This window comes from Streptomyces sp. NPDC052299, assembly GCF_040679335.1.
GTDB lineage: Bacteria > Actinomycetota > Actinomycetes > Streptomycetales > Streptomycetaceae > Streptomyces.
The window spans coordinates 365,274-389,222 of record NZ_JBFAUP010000003.1 but is presented as its reverse complement, the minus strand read 5'-3'; the positions used below and the strand labels follow the sequence as shown (position 1 = coordinate 389,222).

At 72.4% G+C, this 23,949-nt stretch carries 23 protein-coding genes and 1 pseudogene; 15 read left to right on the top strand and 9 right to left on the bottom strand.

Annotated elements, in window-relative coordinates:
• The first annotated feature begins 175 nt into the window (after positions 1-175).
• Together rplQ and truA are read left to right on the top strand one after the other, a co-directional pair.
• The gene (gene rplQ / locus AB0L33_RS07305; protein ID WP_365678549.1) at positions 176-652 is read left to right on the top strand and encodes a 50S ribosomal protein L17; all 477 of its coding nucleotides are present in this window, start codon (positions 176-178) and stop codon (positions 650-652) included.
• Positions 653-740: 88 nt separating this feature from the next.
• Entirely contained in the window at positions 741-1,595 is an 855-nt protein-coding gene (gene truA, locus AB0L33_RS07300) for a tRNA pseudouridine(38-40) synthase TruA (protein WP_365678547.1), read from the top strand.
• Positions 1,596-1,676: 81 nt separating this feature from the next.
• Here truA and AB0L33_RS07295 read toward each other — a convergent pair whose 3' ends face one another.
• A complete protein-coding gene (locus AB0L33_RS07295) occupies positions 1,677-2,531 on the bottom strand; it encodes a hypothetical protein (protein WP_365678545.1) in 855 nt (284 codons plus the stop codon).
• A 163-nt stretch (positions 2,532-2,694) separates the two neighbouring features.
• Between AB0L33_RS07295 and AB0L33_RS07290 the strand changes: the two genes are divergently transcribed.
• From AB0L33_RS07290 to glmM, 4 genes are all read left to right on the top strand, one after another.
• The gene (locus tag AB0L33_RS07290; RefSeq protein WP_365678689.1) at positions 2,695-4,323 is read left to right on the top strand and encodes an ATP-binding cassette domain-containing protein; all 1,629 of its coding nucleotides are present in this window, start codon (positions 2,695-2,697) and stop codon (positions 4,321-4,323) included.
• Between the two features lie 224 nt (positions 4,324-4,547).
• Positions 4,548-4,991: a 50S ribosomal protein L13 gene (gene rplM, locus AB0L33_RS07285; RefSeq protein WP_018101206.1), complete on the top strand. Its 444-nt coding sequence runs from the start codon at positions 4,548-4,550 to the stop codon at positions 4,989-4,991.
• Between the two features lie 45 nt (positions 4,992-5,036).
• On the top strand, positions 5,037-5,561 hold the full coding sequence (rpsI, locus tag AB0L33_RS07280; protein WP_361023621.1) for a 30S ribosomal protein S9: 525 nt from the start codon (positions 5,037-5,039) through the stop codon (positions 5,559-5,561).
• 164 nt (positions 5,562-5,725) lie between these two features.
• A complete protein-coding gene (glmM, locus tag AB0L33_RS07275) occupies positions 5,726-7,084 on the top strand; it encodes a phosphoglucosamine mutase (protein ID WP_365678542.1) in 1,359 nt (452 codons plus the stop codon).
• 49 nt (positions 7,085-7,133) lie between these two features.
• On the opposite strand, the gene AB0L33_RS07270 is transcribed toward glmM, so the two are convergent.
• Both AB0L33_RS07270 and coaA read right to left on the bottom strand, forming a co-directional pair.
• Complete coding sequence (locus AB0L33_RS07270; RefSeq protein ID WP_365678540.1) at positions 7,134-8,108, bottom strand: DUF389 domain-containing protein; 975 nt, start codon at positions 8,106-8,108, stop codon at positions 7,134-7,136.
• 19 nt (positions 8,109-8,127) lie between these two features.
• Positions 8,128-9,120 (bottom strand): type I pantothenate kinase, encoded by a 993-nt coding sequence (coaA, locus tag AB0L33_RS07265; RefSeq protein WP_365678538.1) that lies wholly within the window; start codon positions 9,118-9,120, stop codon positions 8,128-8,130.
• Positions 9,121-9,260: 140 nt separating this feature from the next.
• On the opposite strand from coaA, the gene AB0L33_RS07260 reads away from it, so the two are divergent.
• Together AB0L33_RS07260 and AB0L33_RS07255 are read left to right on the top strand one after the other, a co-directional pair.
• Entirely contained in the window at positions 9,261-10,115 is an 855-nt protein-coding gene (locus AB0L33_RS07260; RefSeq protein ID WP_365678536.1) for a hypothetical protein, read from the top strand.
• A gap of 158 nt (positions 10,116-10,273) precedes the next feature.
• The gene (locus AB0L33_RS07255) at positions 10,274-11,044 is read left to right on the top strand and encodes a DUF6008 family protein (protein WP_365678534.1); all 771 of its coding nucleotides are present in this window, start codon (positions 10,274-10,276) and stop codon (positions 11,042-11,044) included.
• Between the two features lie 90 nt (positions 11,045-11,134).
• On the opposite strand, the gene argG is transcribed toward AB0L33_RS07255, so the two are convergent.
• Positions 11,135-12,580: an argininosuccinate synthase gene (gene argG, locus AB0L33_RS07250; protein ID WP_018101198.1), complete on the bottom strand. Its 1,446-nt coding sequence runs from the start codon at positions 12,578-12,580 to the stop codon at positions 11,135-11,137.
• A gap of 148 nt (positions 12,581-12,728) precedes the next feature.
• Here argG and AB0L33_RS07245 point away from each other — a divergent pair, with 148 nt between their 5' ends.
• Positions 12,729-13,193 carry a DUF4396 domain-containing protein gene (locus AB0L33_RS07245; protein WP_365678531.1) on the top strand — a complete coding sequence of 155 codons (465 nt, stop codon included), beginning with the start codon at positions 12,729-12,731 and terminating at the stop codon, positions 13,191-13,193.
• A 12-nt stretch (positions 13,194-13,205) separates the two neighbouring features.
• On the opposite strand, the gene AB0L33_RS07240 is transcribed toward AB0L33_RS07245, so the two are convergent.
• From AB0L33_RS07240 to AB0L33_RS07230, 3 genes are all read right to left on the bottom strand, one after another.
• On the bottom strand, positions 13,206-13,850 hold the full coding sequence (locus tag AB0L33_RS07240; RefSeq protein WP_365678529.1) for a dihydrofolate reductase family protein: 645 nt from the start codon (positions 13,848-13,850) through the stop codon (positions 13,206-13,208).
• Between the two features lie 87 nt (positions 13,851-13,937).
• Positions 13,938-14,870, bottom strand: coding sequence for a zinc-binding dehydrogenase (locus AB0L33_RS07235; protein WP_365678527.1), 933 nt, complete (start codon positions 14,868-14,870; stop codon positions 13,938-13,940).
• Positions 14,871-14,880: 10 nt separating this feature from the next.
• Complete coding sequence (locus tag AB0L33_RS07230) at positions 14,881-15,285, bottom strand: nuclear transport factor 2 family protein (protein ID WP_365678525.1); 405 nt, start codon at positions 15,283-15,285, stop codon at positions 14,881-14,883.
• 143 nt (positions 15,286-15,428) lie between these two features.
• Here AB0L33_RS07230 and AB0L33_RS07225 point away from each other — a divergent pair, with 143 nt between their 5' ends.
• On the top strand, positions 15,429-16,418 hold the full coding sequence (locus tag AB0L33_RS07225; RefSeq protein ID WP_365678523.1) for a LysR substrate-binding domain-containing protein: 990 nt from the start codon (positions 15,429-15,431) through the stop codon (positions 16,416-16,418).
• Here AB0L33_RS07225 and AB0L33_RS07220 read toward each other — a convergent pair.
• Positions 16,364-16,753 (bottom strand): RidA family protein, encoded by a 390-nt coding sequence (locus AB0L33_RS07220; protein WP_365678687.1) that lies wholly within the window; start codon positions 16,751-16,753, stop codon positions 16,364-16,366. The two genes, AB0L33_RS07225 and AB0L33_RS07220, sit on opposite strands and share 55 nt — an antisense overlap.
• Before the next feature lie 184 nt (positions 16,754-16,937).
• Positions 16,938-17,946 (bottom strand): annotated as a pseudogene (locus AB0L33_RS07215) (Lrp/AsnC family transcriptional regulator).
• Between the two features lie 130 nt (positions 17,947-18,076).
• Here AB0L33_RS07215 and AB0L33_RS07210 point away from each other — a divergent pair.
• From AB0L33_RS07210 to AB0L33_RS07190, 5 genes are all read left to right on the top strand, one after another.
• Positions 18,077-19,573 carry an MFS transporter gene (locus tag AB0L33_RS07210; protein ID WP_365678521.1) on the top strand — a complete coding sequence of 499 codons (1,497 nt, stop codon included), beginning with the start codon at positions 18,077-18,079 and terminating at the stop codon, positions 19,571-19,573.
• Positions 19,574-19,665: 92 nt separating this feature from the next.
• The gene (glmS, locus tag AB0L33_RS07205) at positions 19,666-21,513 is read left to right on the top strand and encodes a glutamine--fructose-6-phosphate transaminase (isomerizing) (RefSeq protein WP_365678519.1); all 1,848 of its coding nucleotides are present in this window, start codon (positions 19,666-19,668) and stop codon (positions 21,511-21,513) included.
• 23 nt (positions 21,514-21,536) lie between these two features.
• Entirely contained in the window at positions 21,537-21,905 is a 369-nt protein-coding gene (locus AB0L33_RS07200; RefSeq protein ID WP_365678517.1) for a holo-ACP synthase, read from the top strand.
• Positions 21,906-22,043: 138 nt separating this feature from the next.
• On the top strand, positions 22,044-23,510 hold the full coding sequence (locus AB0L33_RS07195; RefSeq protein ID WP_365678515.1) for an NAD(P)H-hydrate dehydratase: 1,467 nt from the start codon (positions 22,044-22,046) through the stop codon (positions 23,508-23,510).
• A gap of 45 nt (positions 23,511-23,555) precedes the next feature.
• Entirely contained in the window at positions 23,556-23,942 is a 387-nt protein-coding gene (locus AB0L33_RS07190; protein ID WP_365678513.1) for a DUF488 family protein, read from the top strand.
• Positions 23,943-23,949 lie beyond the last annotated feature (7 nt).

Sequence of the window (23,949 nt, the reverse complement as noted above, 5' to 3'; positions counted from 1 at the left end):
GTCTCCCGGCTGGGGTGCCCGTTCTTGGGTGCCCCGGTCCGGGCGAGGGCTTTTGTCCTCAATCGCCGGACGGGCTTGAACGCCCGCCGCGGTCACACACTTCCGCGCGACGACCGTCGTGTGGGAACTGACACCGGTACCTGATACGGCCGGTGCAGCACACAAGGAGAAACCCATGCCGAAGCCCGCCAAGGGTGCCCGTCTGGGCGGCAGCGCCGCGCACGAGAAGCTTCTTCTCAACAACCTCGCGAAGTCGCTGTTCGAGCACGGCCGCATCACCACGACCGAGGCCAAGGCCCGCCGCCTGCGTCCGGTCGCGGAGCGTTTCATCACCAAGGCGAAGAAGGGCGACATCCACAACCGTCGCCTGGTGCTGGAGTCGATCACGGACAAGGGCGTCGTCCACACGCTCTTCACCGAGATCGCCCCGCGCTACGAGAACCGCCCCGGTGGTTACACCCGCATCACCAAGATCGGCAACCGTCGTGGTGACAACGCCCCGATGGCCGTCATCGAGCTGGTCGAGGCGCTGACCGTGGCCCAGCAGGCCACCGGTGAGGCCGAGGCCGCCACCAAGCGTGCGGTCAAGGAAGACGCGGCCAAGAAGGACGAGACCCCGGTCGAGTCCGTCGAGGACGCGCAGGACGCCTGAGCGTTCCGGAACCACTGAACGGGTCCGCATCACCCTCCGGGGCGGTGCGGGCCCGTTCGGCTGTGCGGGATCTTGAGAGGATGCGCTGGTGAGTGACGAGGTGGAGCCCGGTTCCGTACGGGTACGGCTGGACCTGGCCTATGACGGCAAGGACTTCTCGGGCTGGGCGAAGCAGACCGCGCGGCGGACGGTCCAGGGCGAGATCGAGGATGCGCTGCGGACCGTGACCCGCTCCTCGCGCACGTACGACCTGACGGTGGCCGGCCGCACCGACGCCGGGGTGCACGCCCGGGGCCAGGTCGCCCATGTCGACCTGCCGGAAGAGGTGTGGGCCGAGCACGCCGAGAAGCTGCTGAGGCGGCTCGCCGGGCGGATGGCCCCCGACGTGCGGGTCTGGCGGATCGCGGAGGCGCCGCCGGGGTTCAACGCCCGGTTCTCCGCCCTGTGGCGCCGGTACGCGTACCGCGTCGCCGATCGCCCCGGCGGCGTCGACCCCCTCGTCCGGGGCCATGTGCTCTGGCACGACCGGCCGCTGGACGTGGCCGCGATGAACGCGGCGGCGGCGCGGATGACCGGGGAGCACGACTTCGCGGCGTACTGCAAGAAGCGCGAGGGCGCGACGACCATCCGGACGCTCCAGAAGCTGCACTGGGTGCGCGACGCGGAGACCGGGATCATCACCGGCACCGTGCAGGCGGACGCCTTCTGCCACAACATGGTGCGCGCCCTCGTCGGGGCGATGCTCTTCGTCGGCGACGGGCGGCGCCCCGACCCGTGGCCGGCCGAGGTGCTGGCCGCCGGGGTGCGCGACCCCGGGGTGCACGTGGTGCGGCCGCACGGGCTGACCCTGGAGGAGGTCGCGTATCCGGCGGACGAGCTGCTGGCGGCGCGTGCGGTGGAGGCGCGGAATGTGCGGACGCTGCCGGGGACGGGTTGCTGCTAGGGCCCTTCCTTTGGATCATGCTGGGCTCGCGGGGCGTGGCACGCCCCGCTCCCTGATCCAGCCTGATCCAAAGGAAAGACCCTAGGTCGTCGTGATGTCGGCGGCGGCCGAGGCCTGGACCTCGCCGCGGTGGCGGATGCGTCCGAAGGTGTAGTCCGTCAGGGCGTCGCCGGTCGCGTACACGTCCTTGTCGGCCTTGGTGGCGTCGCGGCCGTCCGTGAAGCCGCCGACCGTGAAGTACGCGTACCGGCCGTACGAATTCGCCGTGCGGCGGCAGATCACGCCGTCGCGGCAGAAGACCGGGACGCCCGACCCGCTCAGCGAGGCCAGCCCGCCGGTCGCCAGCCGCGCGGTCCGCTTCGCCTGGGCCTCCGTGTCGAAGACCGCGATGCCGACCGTGACCGCCACGCCGTCCCTGCTGTACGTCGCCCGGATGACCTGGTCGCAGCCGTTGGCGGTGAGGATCGCGCCCAGCGCGCCCTGGGTGGTCGCCGCGCACTGCCCGGTGCGGTGGGTGGCGCCCCTGGCGTACGTACGGCCTCCGGCGGTCAGCTGGTCGTCGGGGAAGAAGGCGTCGACGTCGACCGGTAGCCGGTCCTTCTTCACGTCGGCTATGTAGTCCCGGGGGTCCGGAGGGGGCGGGGGTGCCACGGACGAGAAGGACGGCTCGGGCGCGGGGATCTCGGTGGGCAGCTCGTCCGCCGTGGGCAGCTCGCTCGCGTGCTTCCCGGCCCGGTCCCCGGAGCCGGAGCCGTTCGCGGAGATCACCGCCGTCGCCACGGCCGCGGCGACGGCCGCCGTGGCGAGGGCGCCACCGCCGATCAGCAGCCACTTCTTGCGCCTGGCGCGGGCCGCGGAGGCGTCGGCCAGGGCCTCCCAGTCGGGAGTGCCGCCGTTCCCGGGCCCCTCGGAGGGCCCCCCGTCCCCAAAGCTCATGCCGCGCATCCTAGGCCCTGTCGTCACATTCCCGTCGTCCGCCCGCAGGGGCGGGCCGGTGCGGCGAGAGTGCGTGCATGGCGTCGCCCGGCAGACGGGAATGTGACGACAGGGCCTAGACGCCACGTAATCCGGTTGGGCCAACCCCGCGGTGCCCGTGACAATGCTCTGCATGGGACATCTCGAAGCGGGCCACCTTGAGTACTACCTTCCGGACGGGCGGGTGCTGCTCGGCGATGCCTCGTTCCGGGTGGCCGACGGTGCCGTCGTCGCCCTCGTGGGGGCGAACGGCGCCGGGAAGACCACGTTGCTGCGGCTGCTCGCCGGGGAGCTCCAGCCGCACGGCGGTTCGGTGTCGGTGAGCGGCGGGCTCGGCGTGATGCGCCAGTTCGTGGGCTCGGTCCGCGACGAGCGCACCGTCCGTGACCTGCTGGTCTCCGTCGCGCAACCCCGCATCCGGGAGGCCGCGCTCGCCGTGGACCGGGCCGAGGAGCGCATCCTCACCGTGGACGACGAGGCCGCGCAGATGGCGTACGCGCAGGCGCTGAGCGACTGGGCGGAGGCGCGCGGCTACGAGGCCGAGACGGTCTGGGACATGTGCACCATGGCCGCGCTGGGCGTCCCGTACGAGAAGGCGCAGTGGCGCGAGGTGCGCACGCTGTCCGGCGGTGAGCAGAAGCGGCTGGTCCTGGAGGCGCTGCTGCGGGGCCCCGACGAGGTGCTGCTCCTGGACGAGCCGGACAACTACCTCGACGTCCCCGGCAAGCGGTGGCTGGAGGAGCGGCTGAGGGAGACCCGCAAGACGGTGCTCTTCGTGTCGCACGACCGGGAGCTGTTGTCCCGCGCCGCGCAGAAGATCGTCAGCGTGGAGCCCGGCCCGGCCGGCAGCGACGTATGGGTGCACGGCGGCGGCTTCGACACGTACCACCAGGCCCGCAAGGAGCGGTTCGCCCGCTTCGAGGAGCTGCTGCGGCGCTGGGAGGAGGAGCACAAGCGGCTGAAGGCGCTCGTGCACCGGCTGCGCCAGCAGGCGGCGATCAGCCCCGACATGGCCAGCCGCTACCACGCGATGCAGACCCGGTTCCGGAAGTTCGAGGAGGCGGGACCGCCGCCGGAGCCGCCGCGTGAGCAGGACATCCGGATGCGGCTGCGCGGCGGCCGGACCGGGGTGCGCGCGGTGACCTGCGAGGGCCTGGAGCTGACCGGCCTGATGAAGCCGTTCGACCTGGAGGTCTTCTACGGGGAACGGGTCGCGGTCCTCGGCTCCAACGGGTCCGGCAAGTCGCACTTCCTGCGGCTGCTCGCGGGCGAGCCCGTCGCGCACACGGGGGAGTGGAAGCTCGGTGCGCGGGTGGTCCCCGGGCACTTCGCGCAGACCCACGCGCACCCGGAGCTGCTGGGCCGCACACTGGTCGACATCCTCTGGACCGAGCACGCGAAGGACCGGGGCGGCGCGATGTCCGTGCTGCGCCGCTACGAGCTGGAGCGGCAGGGGGACCAGGCGTTCGAGAAGCTGTCCGGCGGGCAGCAGGCCCGGTTCCAGATCCTGCTCCTGGAGCTGTCCGGCACGACCGCTCTGCTCCTGGACGAGCCGACGGACAACCTGGACCTGGAGTCGGCGGAGGCGCTGCAGGACGGTCTGGAGGCGTACGAGGGCACCGTGCTCGCGGTGACGCACGACCGGTGGTTCGCGAAGAGCTTCGACCGCTATCTGGTCTTCGGCTCGGACGGGGTCGTCCGCGAGACCACGGAGCCGGTGTGGGACGAGCGACGGGTCGAGCGGGCGCGGTAGGGGGCGCGTTTTGACCCGTCCGGGGCCGGACGGGTAGTGTCGACGTTTGTTATACGCATGGGCTGCGTCCTCGTGACGCGCCGAGTCCCTGCGTAAGTTCTCTGGAGCAGTTACCAGTGGCTCGCATACGGGCGTCGTCCCGGCATTGTGTGCCCCAGCTGCATGATCGCTTCAGAGGTGTCGTGTGTCTGGACCCCATCCACTGAAGAAGCGAAGGCTACGAAGTGCGTACGTACAGCCCCAAGCCCGGCGATGTGACCCGTCAGTGGCACATCATTGACGCGCAGGACGTCGTCCTGGGCCGTCTCGCCACCACGGCTGCGAACCTCCTGCGAGGCAAGCACAAGGCGATTTACGCCCCCCACATGGACATGGGCGACTTCGTCATCATCATCAACGCCGACAAGGTTCACCTGTCCGGCAACAAGAGGACCCAGAAGATGGCGTACCGCCACTCCGGGTTCCCGGGTGGTCTGCGCTCCGTGCGCTACGACGACCTCCTCGCGAACAACCCCGAGAAGGCCGTCGAGAAGGCCATCAAGGGCATGATCCCCAAGAACTCCCTGGGCCGCCAGATGATCTCGAAGCTGAAGGTCTACGCGGGTGACCAGCACCCGCACGCTGCGCAGCAGCCGGTTCCGTACGAGATCACCCAGGTCGCGCAGTAGTCCCGGCCTCCCCCCAAAGACATAAAGAAAGATCTGAGGAGAATCGTGGCCGAGACCACTGTTGACACCGTCGAGGGCACCGAGGGCGAGGAGACCTTCGCCGAGGTGACCACCTTCGAGTCCGAGGTCCCCGTCGAGGGTGAGTACACCTCCGAGTCGCTCGCCGGCCGCTTCGGCGACCCGCAGCCCGCCGCCGGCCTGGGCCGTCGCAAGAACGCGATCGCCCGCGTCCGGATCGTTCCGGGCACCGGCAAGTGGAAGATCAACGGTCGCACCCTCGAGAGCTACTTCCCGAACAAGGTGCACCAGCAGGAAGTCAACGAGCCCTTCAAGGTGCTCGAGCTCGACGGCCGTTACGACGTCATCGCCCGCATCGCGGGTGGCGGCGTCTCGGGTCAGGCCGGCGCCCTGCGCCTGGGCGTGGCCCGCGCGCTGAACGAGGCGGACGTGGACAACAACCGCGCGACCCTGAAGAAGGCCGGCTTCCTCTCCCGCGACGACCGTGCGGTCGAGCGCAAGAAGGCCGGTCTCAAGAAGGCCCGCAAGGCCCCGCAGTACAGCAAGCGCTAAACCGCCTGCTCATCCGCGTTACCGTTCGCCCCGGCGGCACCTCTCGTGCTGCCGGGGCGTTCGTTTATCGACATCCTCGGGCATATAACGACATAAGGCGTTCATAGGCTTGTTGGTTGCATGATCTGATCTTTTGCGTTTCGGAGCACTTTCGGAGGACACCAGTGGGACGACTCTTCGGCACGGACGGCGTGCGCGGTGTCGCCAATGCGGACCTGACGGCCGAGCTCGCGCTCGGCCTCTCGGTGGCCGCGGCACACGTACTGGCCGAGGCGGGCACCTTCGAGGGCCATCGGCCGACGGCCGTGGTGGGCCGCGACCCGCGCGCCTCCGGAGAGTTCCTGGAGGCCGCCGTGGTGGCCGGCCTGGCCAGCGCGGGCGTCGACGTCCTGCGCGTCGGCGTGCTGCCGACCCCGGCCGTGGCCTACCTGACCGGCGCACTCGGCGCCGACATCGGGGTCATGCTCTCCGCCAGCCACAACGCCATGCCGGACAACGGTGTCAAGTTCTTCGCCCGGGGCGGCCACAAGCTCGCCGACGAGCTGGAGGACCGCATCGAGACGGTGTACGAGCAGCACCGCACCGGAGAGCCGTGGACCCGCCCGACCGGGGCCGGCGTCGGCCGCGTCACGGACTACGCGGAGGGCTTCGACCGGTACGTCGCCCACCTCATCGGCGTCCTCCCGAACCGCCTCGACGGCCTGAAGGTCGTCCTGGACGAGGCGCACGGCGCCGCCGCCCGCGTCTCGCCCGAGGCGTTCGCCCGTGCCGGGGCCGAGGTCGTCACGATCGGCGCTCAGCCGGACGGGCTGAACATCAACGACGGCTGCGGCTCCACGCACCTCGCGCTGCTGCGCGCCGCCGTCGTGGAGCACGGCGCGGACCTGGGCATCGCGCACGACGGCGACGCCGACCGCTGCCTGGCCGTGGACGCGGCGGGCGAGGAGGTCGACGGCGACCAGATCCTCGCCGTGCTGGCCCTCGCCATGCGCGAGGCCGGACAGCTGCGCCGCGACACCGTGGTCGGCACCGTGATGTCGAACCTCGGCTTCAAGCTGGCCATGGAGCGCGAGGGCATCCAGCTCGTCCAGACGGCCGTCGGCGACCGCTACGTCCTGGAGTCCATGAAGGCCGAGGGCTACGCGCTGGGCGGCGAGCAGTCCGGCCACGTCATCGTCCTGGACCACGCCACGACCGGCGACGGCACCCTGACCGGCCTGATGCTCGCGGCCCGGGTCGCCGCGACGGGCCGCTCGCTCGCCGAACTGGCCGGGATCATGGAGCGCCTGCCGCAGGTCCTGGTCAACGTCCCGGACGTCGACAAGTCCCGCGTGCACACCTCGCAGGAGGTGTCCGCCGCCGTCGCGGAGGCCGAGCGCGAGCTGGGCGCCACCGGCCGCGTGCTGCTGCGCCCCTCGGGCACGGAGCCGCTGGTGCGGGTCATGGTCGAGGCGGCGGACATCGAGCAGGCCCGCACGGTGGCGAGCCGGCTCGCGGACGTCGTGAAGTCGGCCCTGGGCTGACGCTCCCGGGGGCGGGTGCGCGGTGCGCCCGCCCCTCCCGTGGCTGTTTTCAGCGCGTCGGTGCCGTGGGCTTCGTGTGGGCGCGCTGGTGGGCCCGCTGGTGACGGCGGGTCGTCCGCCACAGCGCCTTCTGCGCCAGCAGCGTCAGCGTGCCCGCCGCCACGATCCCGCCGAGGTTCGCCAGCAGCTGCTGGACGGACCCCGTCATCTGGCCGTAGTCCCGGTAGCTGAAGGCCACCGCCGCGTTGGCGGCCGCGGGCACGGTGGTCACCGAGATGGCGACCCCGATGAGCGCGCCGGACTTCGCCGAGGTCAGCGAGAGCGTCCCGGCGATGCCGGCGAGGAACGCCACGACGAACGACATCCAGTCCGGCTGCCAGACGAACGCGGTGTTGGGCCGGTCCGCCTCGATCATGTCCTCGTTGAACAGCCCGAAGACGTCCATCAGCCAGGCGAAGCCCACCGTCAGCAGCATCGCCGCGGCGAACCCGCCGATCAGCGCGATCAGCGAGCGCCCCACCAGGCGCGGGGCGCGCTGCACCAGCGCCGTCGAGATCCCGGCGAGCGGCCCGAACTCGGGGCCCACCGCCATCGCGCCCACGATCAGGATCGCGTTGTCGAGCATCACCCCGCAGGCGGCGAGCATCGTCGCCACCGCGAGGAACGCGACGTAGGTGGCGCTGAACGTCGAGTCGTCGTGCGTGGCCTCGACCAGCTCCTCCCAGAGCACCGCGTCCGACCCCTCGCCCGGCGCCTCCTCCTCCGCCCGGTCGGCGCGCGCGGAGAGCGTCAGGTCCATGTTCTCGACGGTGATCGCCCCGAACTCGTCGAGTCCGATCCGGCGCAGCTCGGCGATCAGCTCGTCGCCGGCCTCGCGCGCCACGTCGCACAGCACCACGTCGCCCACCGGGTCGCGCGAGACGCCCGGCAGCACCGCGAGGTGCGCGGTGCCGACGGTCCGCTCCAGCAGGCCCGTCACCTCGTCCGTGCGGTCGGCGGGGACGAGCAGGCGCAGATGCAGCACGGAGCAACCCTTCCGGAGTTCAGAGCTTGCGCAGGGACAGCCGCTGGACCTTGTGGTCGGGCCCCTTGCGGAGCACCAGCGTGGCACGTCCGCGGGTCGGCGCCACGTTCTCCACGAGATTCGGCCGGTTGATGGTGCGCCACATGGTGGCCGCGTACTCCATCGCCTCGGCCTCGGAGACCTGGGTGTACTTGCGGAAGTACGAGGACGGGTCCTGGAACGCCGTCTCGCGCAGCTTCCGGAAGCGGCTGAGGTACCAGGTCTCGATGTCCTCCGGCCTGGCGTCCACGTACACGCTGAAGTCGAAGTAGTCGGCGAGCCCGACCCTGGTGCGGCCGTCCTTGCCGGGCAGGGCGGGCTGGAGGACGTTCAGCCCCTCCACGATCAGGATGTCCGGGCGGCGCACGGTGAGGCGTTCGCCGGGGACGATGTCGTAGATCAGGTGGGAGTAGACCGGGGCGGTGACCTCGTCCTTGCCCGCCTTGATGTCGGCGACGAAACGGGTGAGGGCACGCCGGTCGTACGACTCCGGGAAGCCCTTGCGGGACATCAGGCCGCGCGCCTGGAGCTCCTTCATCGGCAGCAGGAAGCCGTCCGTGGTGACCAGCTCGACCCGGGGGTGCTCCGGCCAGCGGGCCAGCAGCGCCTGGAGGATGCGCGCGGTGGTGGACTTGCCCACGGCGACACTGCCCGCGACGCCTATGACGAACGGGGTGCCGCGCTGCGCGCCCTGCCCGTTGCCCGCGTCGCCGAGGAAGGTGTTGAGCGCGCCGCGCAGCCCGGAGGTGGCCTGGACGTACAGGTTCAGCAACCGCGAGAGGGGGAGGTAGACGTCCCGCACCTCGTCCAGGTCGATGACGTCGCCGAGCCCGCGCAGCCGCTCCACCTCCTCGGCGGTCAGCGGCAGCGGCGTCTTGTCGCGCAGCGCGCTCCACTCCGCCCGGGAGAGGTCGACGTACGGCGTCGCCGCGTGCTCGGCGCGTCGCGGGCTCCGTGCGGGTGAAGTGATCACGTGTTCATTGTCGCGGGAGTTCCACGGGAGCGGGGGGTGGGCTCGGTCACGTGGGGGAGAGGGCGCACCGGTGCGGGGGCGGTTACGGGGTGCTGGTAGCCTGCGCGCCCCGTCTTTCCCTGCGGATGGAAGAGGTGCGCATGAAATCAGGCAGAACCGGCGCCGTGGCCGCGCTCGCGGGGGCTCTGGCCCTCTCGGCGCTCACGGCACCGACGGCGACGGCCGCCGACACCAGTGGCACGGTGACGGAGATCGTCGTCAACGGGGGCAAGCCCATCGTGGTGGGTACCGCGGAGGTGAAGAGGGTGCCGGTCTCGTACCGGGTCAACCTTCCCGCCGGTTACAGCGCCGCTGACCCCTACACCTGGAACGCCGGGCCGTACCTGTATCACGGGACCACGGCCGTCAAGGGGGCGAGCAGCGGCGGCATCTATCCGAGCGAATACGGCTGCTACGAGGTGGCGGTGAGGACCGCGCAGTGTGCGGGCATCATGTCCGTCGATCCTCGCTACGACCTGGACTCGAACGGCGACGCGACCGCATGGACGGTCGGCTACGGAGTCGTGCTCTTCGGCAACGACAACGCCATCAAGTCCGAGAAGCACGTGGGCACGTCCGGCCGGGTCCAGGTCCGCCGTTACGCCAAGGCCACCGTCAACGCCGCGCCCGAGCCGGTGGCGAAGGGCAAGCCGATCACCGTGACCGGCACGCTGAAGCGGGCGGACTGGGTGAAGCACACGTACACCGGGGTGGCGGACGCGTCCGTCCAGCTCCAGTTCCGGCCCAAGGGCACCACCTCGTACGAGACCGTGAAGACCGTGCGGTCCAGCTCCACGGGCGCGCTGAGGGCGACGGTCACCGCGACCCTCGACGGGGACTGGCGGTGGAGCTTCGGCGGCTGGTCCACCACGGGCAGCGCGGTGTCGGCCGGTGACTACGTCGATGTGAGCGGTGCGGGCGGCCTCGTCAGGGAGATGCACGCACGGCCCTGGTGACCTGCGGTGATGCGGGCCGGGTGCGCTTCGGGGCATCCGGCCCCGATTCGTTTCGGTGCCGGTTCAGCAATCCGGAAGAAGCGGAAAAGGGCGGTTTGCCAGCAGTCTCTTCGATACGTGTGTGTTTCTCGAAGGGACCTCGTATGGATCACTCAGGAATGCCAGGAATGACGGGCATGCCCGGGATGGAGTCCACCGCGTCGACGGTGGACACCCTGGGCGCCGTCCTGTTCGTCGGCTGGGCCGTCGCGATGTGGGCCGCCGTCGCCGTGCTCGCGGTCGGCAACAGGCGGCCGGTGCGGCCGTGGGTGTACAAGGTCGCCGTGGCGCTCATCGGGATCGGTGTCATCGGCCAGATCGGCCATTTCCAGGAGCACGTGGCCCAGGCCGCGTACTGGATCGCGCACCCCTACGACCCGGCGTGGATGACGCCGTGGGGCAACAGCTTCTCCCGCGGGTTCGGACAGATCGACCCGAGCAAGCCGTCGCTCGGGATGGAGATCCTGCATCTGATCGGGAACTTCATCTTCCTCGCCGGGCTGGTCGGCATCGTGCAGATCACGCACCGGGTCGCCGGGCAGCTGAAGTCCCGCAAGTGGGCCCGGATGGGCGTCTGGATGCAGGGCATCCACGGCCTGGAGCACATCGTGCTGACCGCCTCCGTCGCGCTCGGCGCGAGCCGGGCCATCGGCCTGTCGACCTGGTTCGGCGCCATCGAGCCCGGCCCGGCGCTGGCCACGTACCGCATCTGGTGGCACTTCGTGGCCAACGCGGTCGGCACGGCCATCCTCGGGATCGCCGTCTTCCACCTGTGGAAGGAGAAGCGGGCGGTCAGGGCGAGCTACGGCCTCACGGAGGACGCCCCGGCCGTGGCGGCCCCCGCCGAGGGCGGGCCCGCGCACACCCTCGAACCGGCGGGGCGCCCCTGACCGTGGCTCCGCGCACTCCCGCCGTACGCAGAAGAGCCGGCCGGTCACCCTCGCAGGTGTCCGGCCGGCCCTGTCGCGCAGCGGGGACGGTCAGTCCGTGCCGGCCTCCATCGCCGCGCGGTCCAGCATCTCGTCCTGGTCCGAGACCTCGCCGCGCGAGGCGATGGCCTCGGCGCCGCCCTCGGGGAGCTGGCCGATCAGGCCGGTGGCGGCGGCCTGGGCCGCGCCGATGGCCGGGTTCGCGGTGCCGATCATGCCGAGGCCCGCGTACTGCTCCAGCTTGGCGCGGGAGTCCGCGATGTCCAGGTTCCGCATGGTGAGCTGGCCGATGCGGTCGACCGGGCCGAAGGCGGAGTCCTCGGTGCGCTCCATGGACAGCTTGTCCGGGTGGTAGCTGAAGGCCGGGCCCGTGGTGTCGAGGATCGAGTAGTCCTCGCCGCGCCGCAGCCGCAGGGTGACCTCGCCGGTGACGGCCGTACCGACCCAGCGCTGGATCGACTCGCGGACCATCAGCGCCTGCGGGTCCAGCCAGCGGCCCTCGTACATCAGCCGGCCGAGGCGGCGGCCCTCGTTGTGGTACTGGGCGAGGGTGTCCTCGTTGTGGATCGCGTTGACCAGGCGCTCGTACGCGGCGTGCAGCAGGGCCATGCCCGGCGCCTCGTAGATGCCCCGGCTCTTGGCCTCGATGATCCGGTTCTCGATCTGGTCGGACATGCCCAGGCCGTGGCGGCCGCCGATGGCGTTGGCCTTCAGGACCAGGTCGACGGCCGTCTCGAACTTCTCGCCGTTGATCGTGACCGGGCGGCCCTGGTCGAAGCCGATCGTGACGTCCTCGGTCTCGATCTCGACCGACGGGTCCCAGAACCGCACGCCCATGATCGGCTCGACGGTCTCTACACCGGTGTTCAGGTGCTCCAGCGTCTTGGCCTCGTGGGTGGCGCCCCAGATGTTGGCGTCCGTGGAGTACGCCTTCTCGGTGCTGTCCCGGTAGGGCAGGCCGTGGGCGACCAGCCACTCCGACATCTCCTTGCGGCCGCCGAGCTCCGTCACGAACTCCGCGTCCAGCCAGGGCTTGTAGATGCGCAGGTGCGGGTTGGCCAGCAGGCCGTAGCGGTAGAACCGCTCGATGTCGTTGCCCTTGAACGTGGAGCCGTCGCCCCAGATCTGGACGTCGTCCTCCAGCATCGCCCGGACCAGGAGCGTGCCGGTGACCGCGCGGCCCAGCGGCGTCGTGTTGAAGTACGCCCGGCCGCCCGAGCGGATGTGGAACGCCCCGCAGGTCAGCGCGGCCAGGCCCTCCTCGACGAGGGCGGCGCGGCAGTCGACCAGGCGGGCGAGCTCGGCGCCGTACGTCTTGGCGCGGCCCGGGACCGAGGCGATGTCGGGCTCGTCGTACTGGCCGATGTCGGCGGTGTAGGTGCACGGGACGGCACCCTTGTCGCGCATCCACGCGACCGCGACCGAGGTGTCGAGGCCGCCCGAGAAGGCGATGCCGACGCGTTCGCCGGTGGGCAGGGAGGTGAGGACCTTGGACATAGGAAGATTATGCATCATCTCGCATGATCATGCAACGTACGCCCGCAACCCGTCTCGCAACCCTCTCGCGGAATACCCCAGGGGGGTATACGGTTGAGGTGGTGGGTACGGGAAACCCGTCCCGTGCTACCCGAGGGAGGGAAACGCGATGGACCACGCCCACCATCACCATCACGGTCACGCCACCTGGCGGATGGCGGCGCAGGCCACCCTGCACTGCCTCACCGGCTGCGCGATCGGCGAGATCCTCGGCATGGTGATCGGCACCGCGGCCGGCCTGCACAACGGTGCGACCGTGGCCCTCTCCATCGCCCTGGCCTTCGTCTTCGGCTACGCGCTGACCATGCGCGGGGTCCTGAAGGCGGACGTGCCCCTGCGGCAGGCGCTGAAGGTGGCGCTGGCCGCCGACACGCTGTCGATCGCGGTCATGGAGCTCATCGACAACACCGTCATGGTCACCATCCCCGGGGCCATGGACGCGGGCCTGTCCGATCCGCTCTTCTGGGGCGCGCTCGCCGGCTCGCTGGCCCTCGCCTTCGTCGTCACCACACCGGTCAACCGCTGGATGATCGGACGCGGCAAGGGCCACGCCGTGGTGCACGCCTACCACTGAGGGCTCACGGGCCTACTTCCGCCAGAACAGGTGGTGCGTGACCCCGCTCGGGCTCGGCACGACGTCCAGGTGGAAGCGGTCGCGCAGGTCGTCCGGCGAGTCCCAGAGCCGCAGGCCCGTCCCGAACGTCACCGGGGACACCGCCACGTGCAGGGTGTCGACCAGACCGGCGTCCAGGAACTCCCGGACGGTCGACACCCCGCCGCCGAGCCGGACGTCCTTGCCCTGCGCGGCCTCCCGGGCCTGCGCCAGCACCTCGGCGGGCTCGCCGGACACGAAGTGGAACGTGGTGTCGGACAGCGTGAAGGAGGGGCGCGGGTGGTGCGTCAGGACGAACACCGGTGTGTGGAACGGCGGCTCGTCGCCCCACCAGCCCTGCCACTCGTGGTCCTCCCACGGCCCGCGCTGCGGACCGAACTTGTTGCGCCCCATGATCTCGGCGCCGATGTTGTGCGAGAAGTCCCGCGTCATGTAGTCGTCCAGGCCCCGGCTGCCGCCCGGGTCGGTCCGGTTCGGCCAGCTCGCCGTCGCCCCGGCCCAGGAGAACATCTGCCCCGGGTCGACATGGCCGAAGGGCCGCTCCAGGGTCTGGTTCTCCCCGCAGGCGACGCCGTCGGCGGACACGGTGAAGTTCTGGACCTTCAGCAACTGAGTCATGGGTGCTCTTCTCCCGGTGATGGGTGGCGACGCGAGGGTTGACTCCCCGGACGGGACGGACTCATCGCCGTACACCGTCCCGGTTGCTCATCCCACCGTAAGGACCGCGTTCCCCCGCACCCGGCGCGCCCGGAGGTCCGTGACGACGTCCGCCGTGCGGGACCAGTCGCGGACCGAGCCGATCTCCGGGTGCAGGCGTCCGCTCGCCACCAGCCGTACGAGAGTGCCGAGTTCATCGGCGTACGTCGTGTCCGCGCGGGTGTAGTCGAAGTGGGCGACACGGGCCTCGGCGGGGCCCTCGAAGAAGGCGAAGAAGTCCAGCGTGACCGGGGTGCGGCTCGCCTGGCCGAACCAGACCAGCAGGCCGCCCGGTGCCAGCCGGGCCAGAGCGGCCGGCAGCGAGTCGCCGCCCACCGACTCCAGCACCACGTCGTACGGGCCCTCCGCGTCCTGCGGCGCCGTCACCACGGCCTCGGCACCCAGCTCCAGCAGCCGCGCCCCGCGCTCCCGGGTCGCGCTGACCGCCGTCACCGCCGCGCCCGAGGACGCCGCCAGCTCGGTGACGTAGTGGCCGACGCCCCCGCTCGCCCCCGTGAGCAGGACACGCCGCCCCGCCACCGGGCCGGCCGCGCGCAGCAGGCGCAGCGCGGTGATCCCGGCGAGGGGGAGGGCCGCCGCCGTCACCGCGTCGACGCTGTCGGGAAGCGCGGCGATGCTGTGCGTCGGGACCGCGACGCGCTCGGCCCAGCCGTACGCGGGCGGGTGGGCGACGACGCGGGTCCCGGCGGCCGGACCGGTGCCGTCGGCCGCCGCCCGTACGACGGTGCCGGCGACGTCCTTGCCGGGCCGCCAGCCGGGCCACCGGCGGTCCAGCTGCCCGTCGAGCTGGAAGGTCTCGCCCCGGTTGACGGAGTACGCCTCCACCGCGACCAGGGCCTCGTCGGCGGCGGGGACGGGCTCGGGGGCGTCGCCGAGGTGAACGGTGCCGTCCGCTTCGGCGCCGGGAAGTTGTGCGCGCATCGCGGACTCCTCAGGCGAAGACGACGTTGTGGGCGTGGAGGGTGTCGAAGTGCTCCCGTACAGCGGCGATCCGGCCGTCCCGCACGGTGAAAACGGCCAGGCAGTGCTGGTCGTAGCGGGCGCCCTTCCGGGTCAGCCCGCGCGTCTTCCACTCCGCGAGGACCCGTTCGCCCTCCGCGAGCACGTCCAGGAACTCGATCTCCACCGACTCCGGCACCAGCCGGGCGGTCATCGTCGCCACGAACTCGTCGAAGATCTCGTCCGGGCCGGTCCAGGTGCCCGAGACGGGCAGGTCCCCGGCGAGCGTCCAGGTGACGCCGGCGTCGAAGAACGCCCTCAGCCGGTCCAGGTCGCCCGAGGCGAGCGTCTTCATGTAGTCGAGGACGACGTCCTTGGGAGCGGTGGTGCTGTTCATGGTCGTGTGGCCTTCCGTGACTGCTTCTTCCTGACGCCCGAACGCTAGGGAGTGCGGGGCGGCGCGGGGAAAGACCTGTTTCCGATCGCTCCAGAACCGTCCGGCATCACCGCTGGCCGGCGCCCACTCGTATGCTGCTCGCCATGACGGATCTGCGGCGCCTGCGCTACTTCCTGGCCGTGGCCGGGGAGCGGAACTTCACCCGCGCCGCCGAGCGGCTGCACATCGCGCAGCCCGCGCTCAGCCGCCAGATACGCGAGCTGGAGAAGGAGTTGGGCGTCCAGCTCCTCGACCGCACCACGCACTCCGTCGAACCCACCGAGGCCGGGCGGCTGTTGATGGAGCGCGGCGCGGCCCTCTGCGAAGAGGCGGACCGCCTCTGGCGCGACGTGCGCGGCTTCGCCGGCGGCGGGAGCGGCACGCTGGCCTTCGGCTACAGCATGAGTACGAGCTACGAGACGGCCCCCGCGCTGCTCGCCGCCCTGGCGGACCGGCTGCCCGGCATCACCGTCGACACCCGGCTGATGTCCACCGCCGAGATCCTGGCCGGTGTCGCCGACGGCACCCTGGACGCGGGTCTCGTCCGCTGCCCGCCACCGACGCCGGAGCTGGTGCGGACGCTCGTACGGCTGGAGCCCCAGGGCGTCCTGATGCGGGCCGGCCACCGGCTCGCGGCGCGCCCCGCCGTCGACCCGGCGGAGCTGTCCCGGGAAACGCTCCTCATCCACCCGCGCGAGGCCAACCCGGGCCACTACGACGCGATCACCGGCATCCTGGACCGGGCCGGCGCCGCGCCCCGGCTCCTGCTGCGCGCCCTGTCCTTCGACGCCGGCCACACCCCGGTCGCCCGGGGCGACGCGGTCTCGATCGTCGGGGACTCCGCCGCCCCCACCCTCCCCGCCGGCCTCGTCTGGCGCCCGCTGACCGGGGGAGCGGCCATCGAACTCCACCTGCTCACCCGGGGCCGGGGCGCGCGTCCGGTGGTCGCCCCGCTCCTGCGTACGGCGGGGGAGGTGGCGCGGGACGGGGGGTGGCTGCGGTCGCCGGGGGGCGGCGCGCAGAGCCGTGGCGCACCGGGTCACCGGGGCAGGACGGCCAGCGCCTCCACCTCGATGAACAGTTCCGGCCGGTAGAGCGCGGCGACCTGCACCGCTGTGCTGGCCGGTGGCCGCGCCACGTCGATGTGGGCGTCCCGGGCGGCCCGGACGGCGGGCAGGAACGCCACGTCGGTGACGTAGAAGTTGAGCTTGGCGACATCGGCGAAGCGCGCCCCGCCCGCTTCCAGACAGCGCCTCAGGTTCTCGAAGACCTGGCGGGCCTGGGCGGCGGGATCACCCTCCCCGACCACGTTCCCCTTCTCGTCCAGAGCGACCTGCCCCGAGATCATGACGAGCCGGCCCTCGCCCAGGACCACATGGCTGTAGCCCTGGGCCGGGGCGACCCCGTCGGGCAGGACGTGGGTCAGCATGGGCTCGTCGGGCCCGTCGTTCGCGTCGTGCACGGGAACCTCTTTTCCAGCGGCGGCTGCGAGGGCTCAACGATAGGTGCCGACAGTCGAGTTGGGTGCGGCGAGGCCGGTGCGGGGCGTCAGGGCCCTGCGTGCCGCGGTGCGGTCGCGCTTGAGCTTGCGGGCGGGCCGCGTGGACGCCTCGCTACCCCCGGAACGACCGGTACGTCAGCTGCTTCACGCGGCGCAGCAGCGGCATCGACTCCACGTGCTCGACGCCGTCCAGGCCGCCCAGGCGGTCGCTGAGATAGTGGTAGAGGTGGGCCGAGTCGCGGGTGATCACGACCGCGACCAGGTTGGACGGGCCCGTGGTGGCCGCCGCGTAGGCGACCTCGCGGTCCGTGGCCAGGGCCGTGCCGACCGCGTGCAGGGCGCGCGGGGCGGCGGTGACGTACAGCATGCTCGCGTTGCGGTAGCCGATGTGCTCGGAGTCGAATTCGACGTCCACGTACAGCGCGCCGGAGGCCACCAGGCGGGCGAGGCGGCGGCGGATCGCCGATTCGGAGAAGCCGGTCGCGCGCTGGAGTTCGGGGTAGGTGGCCCGGCCGTCCCGTTCCAGCGCGGTGACCAGGGGCTCGTCGTCGGCGGTGATGACGGCCGGGCCGGGCGGGGCCGGGGCGGCTGCCGGGGTCAGGGCGGCGGTCTCCTCGGGGGTCAGCGCCCCGCTCTTGTGCAGCCAGCCGGCCGGGCCGCCGTAGAAGCGGTGCAGCAGCTGGTGCGCGCGGATGTCCACGATGTGCGGGGTGCGCGGCAGCTTGCCGATCAGCAGGTCGTCCGCGTCGTCCCGGCTGCGGACGTTGACCGTGCACGTCACCTCCGTGCCGCCCGACGTCAGCCCGATCCACGACGTGTCGGGGCGCTTGGCCAGGGCCTCCGCGATCGGCATAGCGCCCTCCGGCGCGCACCGGACCCGCAGCAACCAGTGCTCGAACGACTCCTCGGAGGCCGCGCACCGCGGACTCCTCGGAGGCCGCGCACCGCACCCCCACCACCCGCAGCCCCGCCTCCGCCCGCAGCCGGCGGAAGCGGCGCGCGACCGTCTGGTCGGAGACGTCGAGGACGGCCGCGATCCGGCTGAAGGGCGCGCGGGCGTCCAGCTCCAGCGCGTGCAGGATGCGCAGGTCCAAGGCGTCGCCCCGGGTGGGTGATTCCACTGCCACGGACCCCCTCGATGTCGGATTCCGGCGCCGGAGCGCCACTGGCTGGGGATTCCGGCCGCCCGGTCCGATCGTACGGGGGTGGCCGCCGGTCACGCGGAATCCGTACGGGAGAAGGACGAAGGACATGCGTAAGTGGGGGCCGCTGACCGCGGTCTGTCTGGGGACGTTCATGCTGCTGCTGGACGTCACGATCGTCATCGTGGCGCTGCCCGACATGGCGGGGGCGCTCGACGCCTCGCTCTCCGATCTGCAATGGGTCATCGACGGCTACGCCCTGGCGCTGGCCGCCCTGCTCCTCGGCATAGGCGCGGCGGCCGACCGGCTCGGCAGGCGCAGGGTCCACGTCGTCGGTGTCGCGCTCTTCGCCGCCGCCTCGCTGGCCTGCGGGCTCGCCTCGTCACCGGGCCTGCTGGTGGCGGCGCGCGCCGTCCAGGGCGTGGGGGCCGCCGCGATGTTCGCGACGACGCTGCCGCTGCTGGCCTCGGTCTACCAGGGCAAGGACCGGTCCGTGGCGCTCGGGCTCTGGGGCGCGGTGGCCGGGGGCGCCGCCGCGATCGGGCCCGTGCTCGGCGGGCTGCTCGCCGAGGGGCCCGGCTGGCGGTGGATCTTCTTCGTCAATCTGCCCGTGAGCGTCGTGGCGATCTGGCTGACCCTGCGGACCGTGCCCGAGTCGCACGGGGCGCGGGACCGGCGCACCGACTGGGCGGGGACCGCCGCCTTCGCGGTGTTCGCCGGGGCCGCCACGTACGCCGTCGTGCGGGCGGGCAGCGCCGGCTGGGCGTCCGGGCAGACGCTGGCCACGTTCGCGATCGCCGCGCTCGCCCTGGTCTGCTTCGTCGTCGTGGAGCTGCGCGTCGCGCATCCGCTGCTCGACCTGTCGCTGTTCCGCACCTCCGCGTTCACCGGGGTGATGGCCGGGGCGCTGGCCTTCAACACGGCGGCCTTCGGCGTGCTGCCGTACACCTCGATCTGGCTGCAGACGGTCCTTGGGCTCAGCCCGGTCCAGGGCGGCCTGGCGGTCCTGCCGCTCGCCGCGACCTCCTTCGTGGTCGCCGCCGCCGGCGGCCGGCTGCTGCACGGGGTGCAGCCGCGCCTCACCATCGGCATCGGACTCGCCCTCATCGGCGCCGGCACCCTGGCCCAGGCGGTCCTGGGCGCGGACTCCTCCTGGCCCGCCCTGATCCCGGGCCTGGCGCTCGCGGGCATCGGTACGGGGCTGGTCTCGCCGGCCATCGCGGGCGCGGCGCTCGCGGCGGTCCCGCCGGAGCGGGCCGGGATGGCGGGCGGCGCGGTCAACACCTTCCGCCAGCTCGGTTACGCCTTCGGGGTCGCCGTGCTCGGGACGGTGCTGACCTCCCGGATGGCGGAGAGCCTGGGCGACGCGAGGTCCCACGCGCTGGCGGGCGGCGGCGCGGCGGGGCTGCGGGCCGCGGGGATGCCGGAGCACGCGCTGCGGACGGCGTTCGCCTCGGGGCTGAACACGGCCGCGGTGGTGGCGGGCGCGGTGGGCCTCGTCGCGGGCGTCGCGGTGCTGCTGCTGGTGAAGGGGGAGCGGAAGGCGCCGGACGCGCCGGAGGCCGCGGGGAGCGGTGCCGTGCCGGAGGCCGTACGGGCCGGGTGAGGGGTGGCGGCGCGTGGTGCTCAATCGGCGGGTGGGACCGGTTCTCTGCGATTATGCGAAGAACAGGGCCTTGTGACCAGGAAGGGACCACTATGTGCGGAATCGTGGGTTACGTCGGCGGGCAGTCGGCGCAGGACGTCGTCGTCGCGGGCCTCAAGCGGCTGGAGTACCGGGGCTACGACTCCGCCGGCATCGCCGTTCTCGCCGACGGCGGGCTCGCCGCCGCCAAGAAGGCCGGGAAGCTGGTCAACCTGGAGAAGGAGCTCGGCGAACACCCGGTCCCGGCCGGCACCGCCGGGATCGGGCACACCCGCTGGGCCACCCACGGCGGGCCCACCGACGCCAACGCCCACCCGCACCTCGACAACGCCGGCCGCGTCGCCGTCGTCCACAACGGGATCATCGAGAACTTCGCCGCCCTGCGCACCGAGCTCGGCGAGCGCGGCCACGACCTGGTCTCCGAGACCGACACCGAGACCGTCGCCCACCTCCTCGCCGAGGCGTACAGCCAGAGCGGGGAGCCGGCCGAGGCCATGCGCCAGGTGTGCCGCCGCCTGGAAGGGGCGTTCACCCTGGTCGCGGTCTTCGCTGACGCGCCCGACGTGGTCGTCGGCGCCCGGCGCAACTCCCCGCTCGTCGTGGGCCTCGGCGTCGACGAGTCCTTCCTCGCCTCGGACGTCGCCGCGTTCATCGAGCACACCCGGTCCGCGATCGAGCTCGGCCAGGACCAGGTCGTGGAGCTGCGCCGGGACGGCGTCCTCGTCACCGGCTTCGACGGCCGGCCCGCCGAGGTGCGCGAATACCACGTGGACTGGGACGCGTCGGCCGCCGAGAAGGGCGGGTACGCGTCCTTCATGCTCAAGGAGATCGCCGAGCAGCCGAAGGCCGTCACCGACACCCTCCTCGGCCGCATCGACCCCGAGGGCACCCTCCATCTGGACGAGGTCCGCATCACGCGCGGCGAACTGCGCGAGGTCGACAAGGTGGTGATCGTCGCCTGCGGCACCGCGTACCACGCCGGGATGATCGCCAAGTACGCCATCGAGCACTGGACCCGCATCCCCTGCGAGACAGAGCTCGCGAGCGAGTTCCGCTACCGCGACCCGATCCTGGACCCGCACACCCTGGTCGTCGCCATCTCGCAGTCCGGCGAGACCATGGACACCCTGATGGCCCTGCGGCACGCCCGCGAGCAGGGCGCGAAGGTCCTCGCCATCTGCAACACCAACGGCTCCACCATTCCGCGCGAGTCCGACGCCGTCCTCTACACCCACGCCGGGCCCGAGGTCGCCGTCGCCTCCACCAAGGCCTTCCTCACCCAGCTCGTCGCCTGCTACCTCGTCGCCCTCTACCTGGGCCAGGTGCGCGGCACCAAGTGGGGCGACGAGATCCGGACCGTGATCCGGCAGCTCTCCGAGATCAGCGGCTCGGTCGAACGGGTCCTGGAGACCATGGAGCCGGTCCGCGAGCTCGCCCGGTCCCTGGCCTCCCACGACACCGTGCTCTTCCTCGGCCGCCACGTCGGCTTCCCGGTCGCCCTGGAGGGCGCGCTGAAGCTCAAGGAACTCGCGTACATGCACGCCGAGGGGTTCGCCGCCGGTGAGCTGAAGCACGGGCCGATCGCGCTCATCGAGGACGGGCTGCCCGTCGTCGTCGTGGTCCCGTCCCCGGCCGGACGGTCCGTGCTGCACGGCAAGATCGTCTCGAACATCCAGGAGATCCGGGCCCGGGGCGCCCGCACCGTCGTCATCGCCGAGGAGGGCGACGACGAGGTCGTTCCGTACGCCGACCACCTCATCCGCATCCCCGCAACGCCTACGCTGCTTCAGCCGCTGGTCGCCACGGTGCCGTTGCAGGTCTTCGCCTGCGAACTCGCGACGGCCCGCGGGAACGAGGTGGACCAGCCGCGCAACCTGGCGAAGTCCGTCACCGTGGAGTGAGCCGAAACAGTGAGGGTGGGAACGTGATCATCGGGGTCGGGATCGACGTGGCGGAGATCGAGCGGTTCGACGCGGCGCTGGAGCGTACGCCGCAGCTCGCCGCCCGGCTCTTCGTGGAGGCGGAGCTGCTGCTGCCGAGCGGGGAGCGGCGCGGGATCGCTTCGCTGGCCGCCCGGTTCGCCGCCAAGGAGGCCCTGGCGAAGGCGCTCGGCGCGCCCGCCGGGCTGCTGTGGACCGATGCCGAGGTGTACGTGGAGGAGAGCGGGCAGCCGCGGCTGCGGGTTCGCGGCACGGTGGCGGCTCGCGCCGCCGAGCTGGGGGTGCGGAGCTGGCACGTGTCGCTCAGCCACGACGCGGGGGTCGCGTCCGCGGTGGTCATCGCGGAGGGGTGACCGGGGCGGCCGGTTCCGGCGGCTTCGGGTGCTCCGGCGTGCCGGTTCCGTCCTCAATCGCCGGACGGGCTTGATGTGGCCGGTCGTCGCTCGAATGTGACGCCTGCGTGGGGTGCTCGACCTGCGTACGTTGGAGGCATGCGTACTGCCTACAGCGTTGACACCGTACGGGCCGCCGAAGCGGCTCTCATGGCACGGCTTCCCGAAGGGGCGCTGATGCAGCGCGCCGCCGCCGGGCTCGCCGCCGCCTGTGCCGACCTGCTGCGCCGGGCCGGGCGGGTCTACGGGTCCCGCGTCGTCCTCCTCGTCGGCACCGGCGCCAACGGCGGCGACGCCCTGTACGCCGGGGCCCGGCTCGCCCGGCGCGGCGCGGGCGTGGTCGCCGTGCGGGTCACCCCGGGCCGGGCCCACGAGGGCGGCAGCGCGGCCCTGCTCGCGGCCGGGGGACACGTGGTCGACGGTGACGCGAGCACCGCCCACGAGGACTGGGCCGGGCACATCGACCTCGTCGTGGACGCCATCACCGGCATCGGCGGACGCGGCGGACTGCGCCCCGGGGCCGCCGAACTGGTCCGGAAGTACACCGCGCACGGCGCGCCCGTCGTCGCCGTCGACCTGCCCAGCGGGGTCGAGGCGGACACCGGCGAGGTGACCGGCGACGCGGTGCGCGCGGACGCCACCGTCACCTTCGGCGCGTACAAGCCCGCGCTGCTCGTGGACCCGGCCGCCGAACGGGCCGGGGCACTGCGCCTCGTGGACATCGGCCTCGGGCCCGAACTCCCCGCCGTGCCCGACCTGGAAGCGCTGCAGTACGCGGACGTGGCCGCCCTGCTGCCCGTACCGGCCGCCGAGAGCGACAAGTACCGGCGCGGGGTCGTCGGCATCGCCGCCGGATCGGCGCGCTATCCGGGCGCCGCCGTGCTCGCCGTCTCCGGGGCGCTGCGCGGCGGGGCGGGCGCGGTGCGCTACGCGGGCCCCGGCGGCGACGCGGTCATCGCCCGCCATCCGGAAGCCCTGGTCCACGGGGGCCGCCCCTCGGAGGCCGGGCGGGTGCAGGCGTGGGTCGTCGGCCCCGGGCTCGGCGACGGCACCGAGGCGGTGGAGGCCGTCTCCGACGTGCTGGCCACCGAGGTGCCGGTGCTGGTCGACGCGGACGGGCTGCGGCTGCTCGACCCGGACGTGGTGCGCGGCCGCACCGCGCCCACCGTCCTCACCCCGCACGCCGGGGAGGCCGCCGCGCTGCTCGGCGTGGCGCGCGAGGAGGTCGAGGCGGGGCGGCTCGCCGCCGTCCGGGAGCTGGCCGGGCGGTTCGGCGCCACGGTGCTGCTCAAGGGCTCGACCACCCTGATCGCTACGGACGCCCCGCACACCCCGGTCCGGGTCAACCCGACCGGCACCCCGTGGCTGGCCACCGCGGGCAGCGGCGACGTGCTCTCCGGCCTCACCGGCTCCCTGCTCGCCGCCGGACTCGCCCCGCTCGACGCCGCCTCCGCCGGGGCCTACCTGCACGGGCTCGCCGCCCGGCGCGCCGCCGACGGCTCCCCGCTCGCCGCGATGGACGTCGCCGACGCGATCCCCGGGGCGTGGCGGGACGTCCGGGCCTGAGCGAAGCTGAGGGGAGCCCGACCGTCCGAGGAGAGGTGACCGGCCGTGAGCAGCTGCGGTGACGTGCGCGTACGCCGGGTGTACGACGGGGTGGAGGAGGGCGACGGCACCCGCGTCCTGGTGGACCGGCTGTGGCCGCGCGGGGTGTCCAAGGAGAAGGCCGCGATCGACCGCTGGCTCAAGGACCTCACCCCGTCCGACGAGCTGCGCTCCTGGTACCACGAGGACCGCTCCGCCACCCGCTACGACGCCTTCGTCGAGCGCTACCGCGCGGAACTCGCCGGTCCGGCCGAGTCGGCGGCCGTGGACGAGCTGGCCGGGCTGGTCCGCGAGGGCGGCCCGGTGACGCTCGTGACGGCGGTCAAGGACGTCGAGCACAGCCACGTACCGGTCCTCGCCGACCATCTGGAACACGAGCTGCGCCACCGCTGACGCGCCC

Excerpts from the sequence above, each read along its gene's own strand:
- argG (WP_018101198.1), bottom strand. The coding sequence starts at position 12,580 with ATGTCCAAGGTCCTCACCTCCCTGCCCACCGGCGAACGCGTCGGCATC.
- AB0L33_RS07295 (WP_365678545.1), bottom strand. The coding sequence starts at position 2,531 with ATGAGCTTTGGGGACGGGGGGCCCTCCGAGGGGCCCGGGAACGGCGGC.
- rplQ (WP_365678549.1), top strand. The coding sequence starts at position 176 with ATGCCGAAGCCCGCCAAGGGTGCCCGTCTGGGCGGCAGCGCCGCGCAC.
- AB0L33_RS07255 (WP_365678534.1), top strand. The coding sequence starts at position 10,274 with ATGCCAGGAATGACGGGCATGCCCGGGATGGAGTCCACCGCGTCGACG.
- AB0L33_RS07290 (WP_365678689.1), top strand. The coding sequence starts at position 2,695 with ATGCTCTGCATGGGACATCTCGAAGCGGGCCACCTTGAGTACTACCTT.
- AB0L33_RS07230 (WP_365678525.1), bottom strand. The coding sequence starts at position 15,285 with ATGAACAGCACCACCGCTCCCAAGGACGTCGTCCTCGACTACATGAAG.
- AB0L33_RS07195 (WP_365678515.1), top strand. The coding sequence starts at position 22,044 with ATGCGTACTGCCTACAGCGTTGACACCGTACGGGCCGCCGAAGCGGCT.
- AB0L33_RS07245 (WP_365678531.1), top strand. The coding sequence starts at position 12,729 with ATGGACCACGCCCACCATCACCATCACGGTCACGCCACCTGGCGGATG.
- AB0L33_RS07240 (WP_365678529.1), bottom strand. The coding sequence starts at position 13,850 with ATGACTCAGTTGCTGAAGGTCCAGAACTTCACCGTGTCCGCCGACGGC.
- AB0L33_RS07220 (WP_365678687.1), bottom strand. The coding sequence starts at position 16,753 with ATGCTGACCCACGTCCTGCCCGACGGGGTCGCCCCGGCCCAGGGCTAC.
- AB0L33_RS07210 (WP_365678521.1), top strand. The coding sequence starts at position 18,077 with ATGCGTAAGTGGGGGCCGCTGACCGCGGTCTGTCTGGGGACGTTCATG.
- glmS (WP_365678519.1), top strand. The coding sequence starts at position 19,666 with ATGTGCGGAATCGTGGGTTACGTCGGCGGGCAGTCGGCGCAGGACGTC.
- AB0L33_RS07260 (WP_365678536.1), top strand. The coding sequence starts at position 9,261 with ATGAAATCAGGCAGAACCGGCGCCGTGGCCGCGCTCGCGGGGGCTCTG.
- AB0L33_RS07225 (WP_365678523.1), top strand. The coding sequence starts at position 15,429 with ATGACGGATCTGCGGCGCCTGCGCTACTTCCTGGCCGTGGCCGGGGAG.
- AB0L33_RS07235 (WP_365678527.1), bottom strand. The coding sequence starts at position 14,870 with ATGCGCGCACAACTTCCCGGCGCCGAAGCGGACGGCACCGTTCACCTC.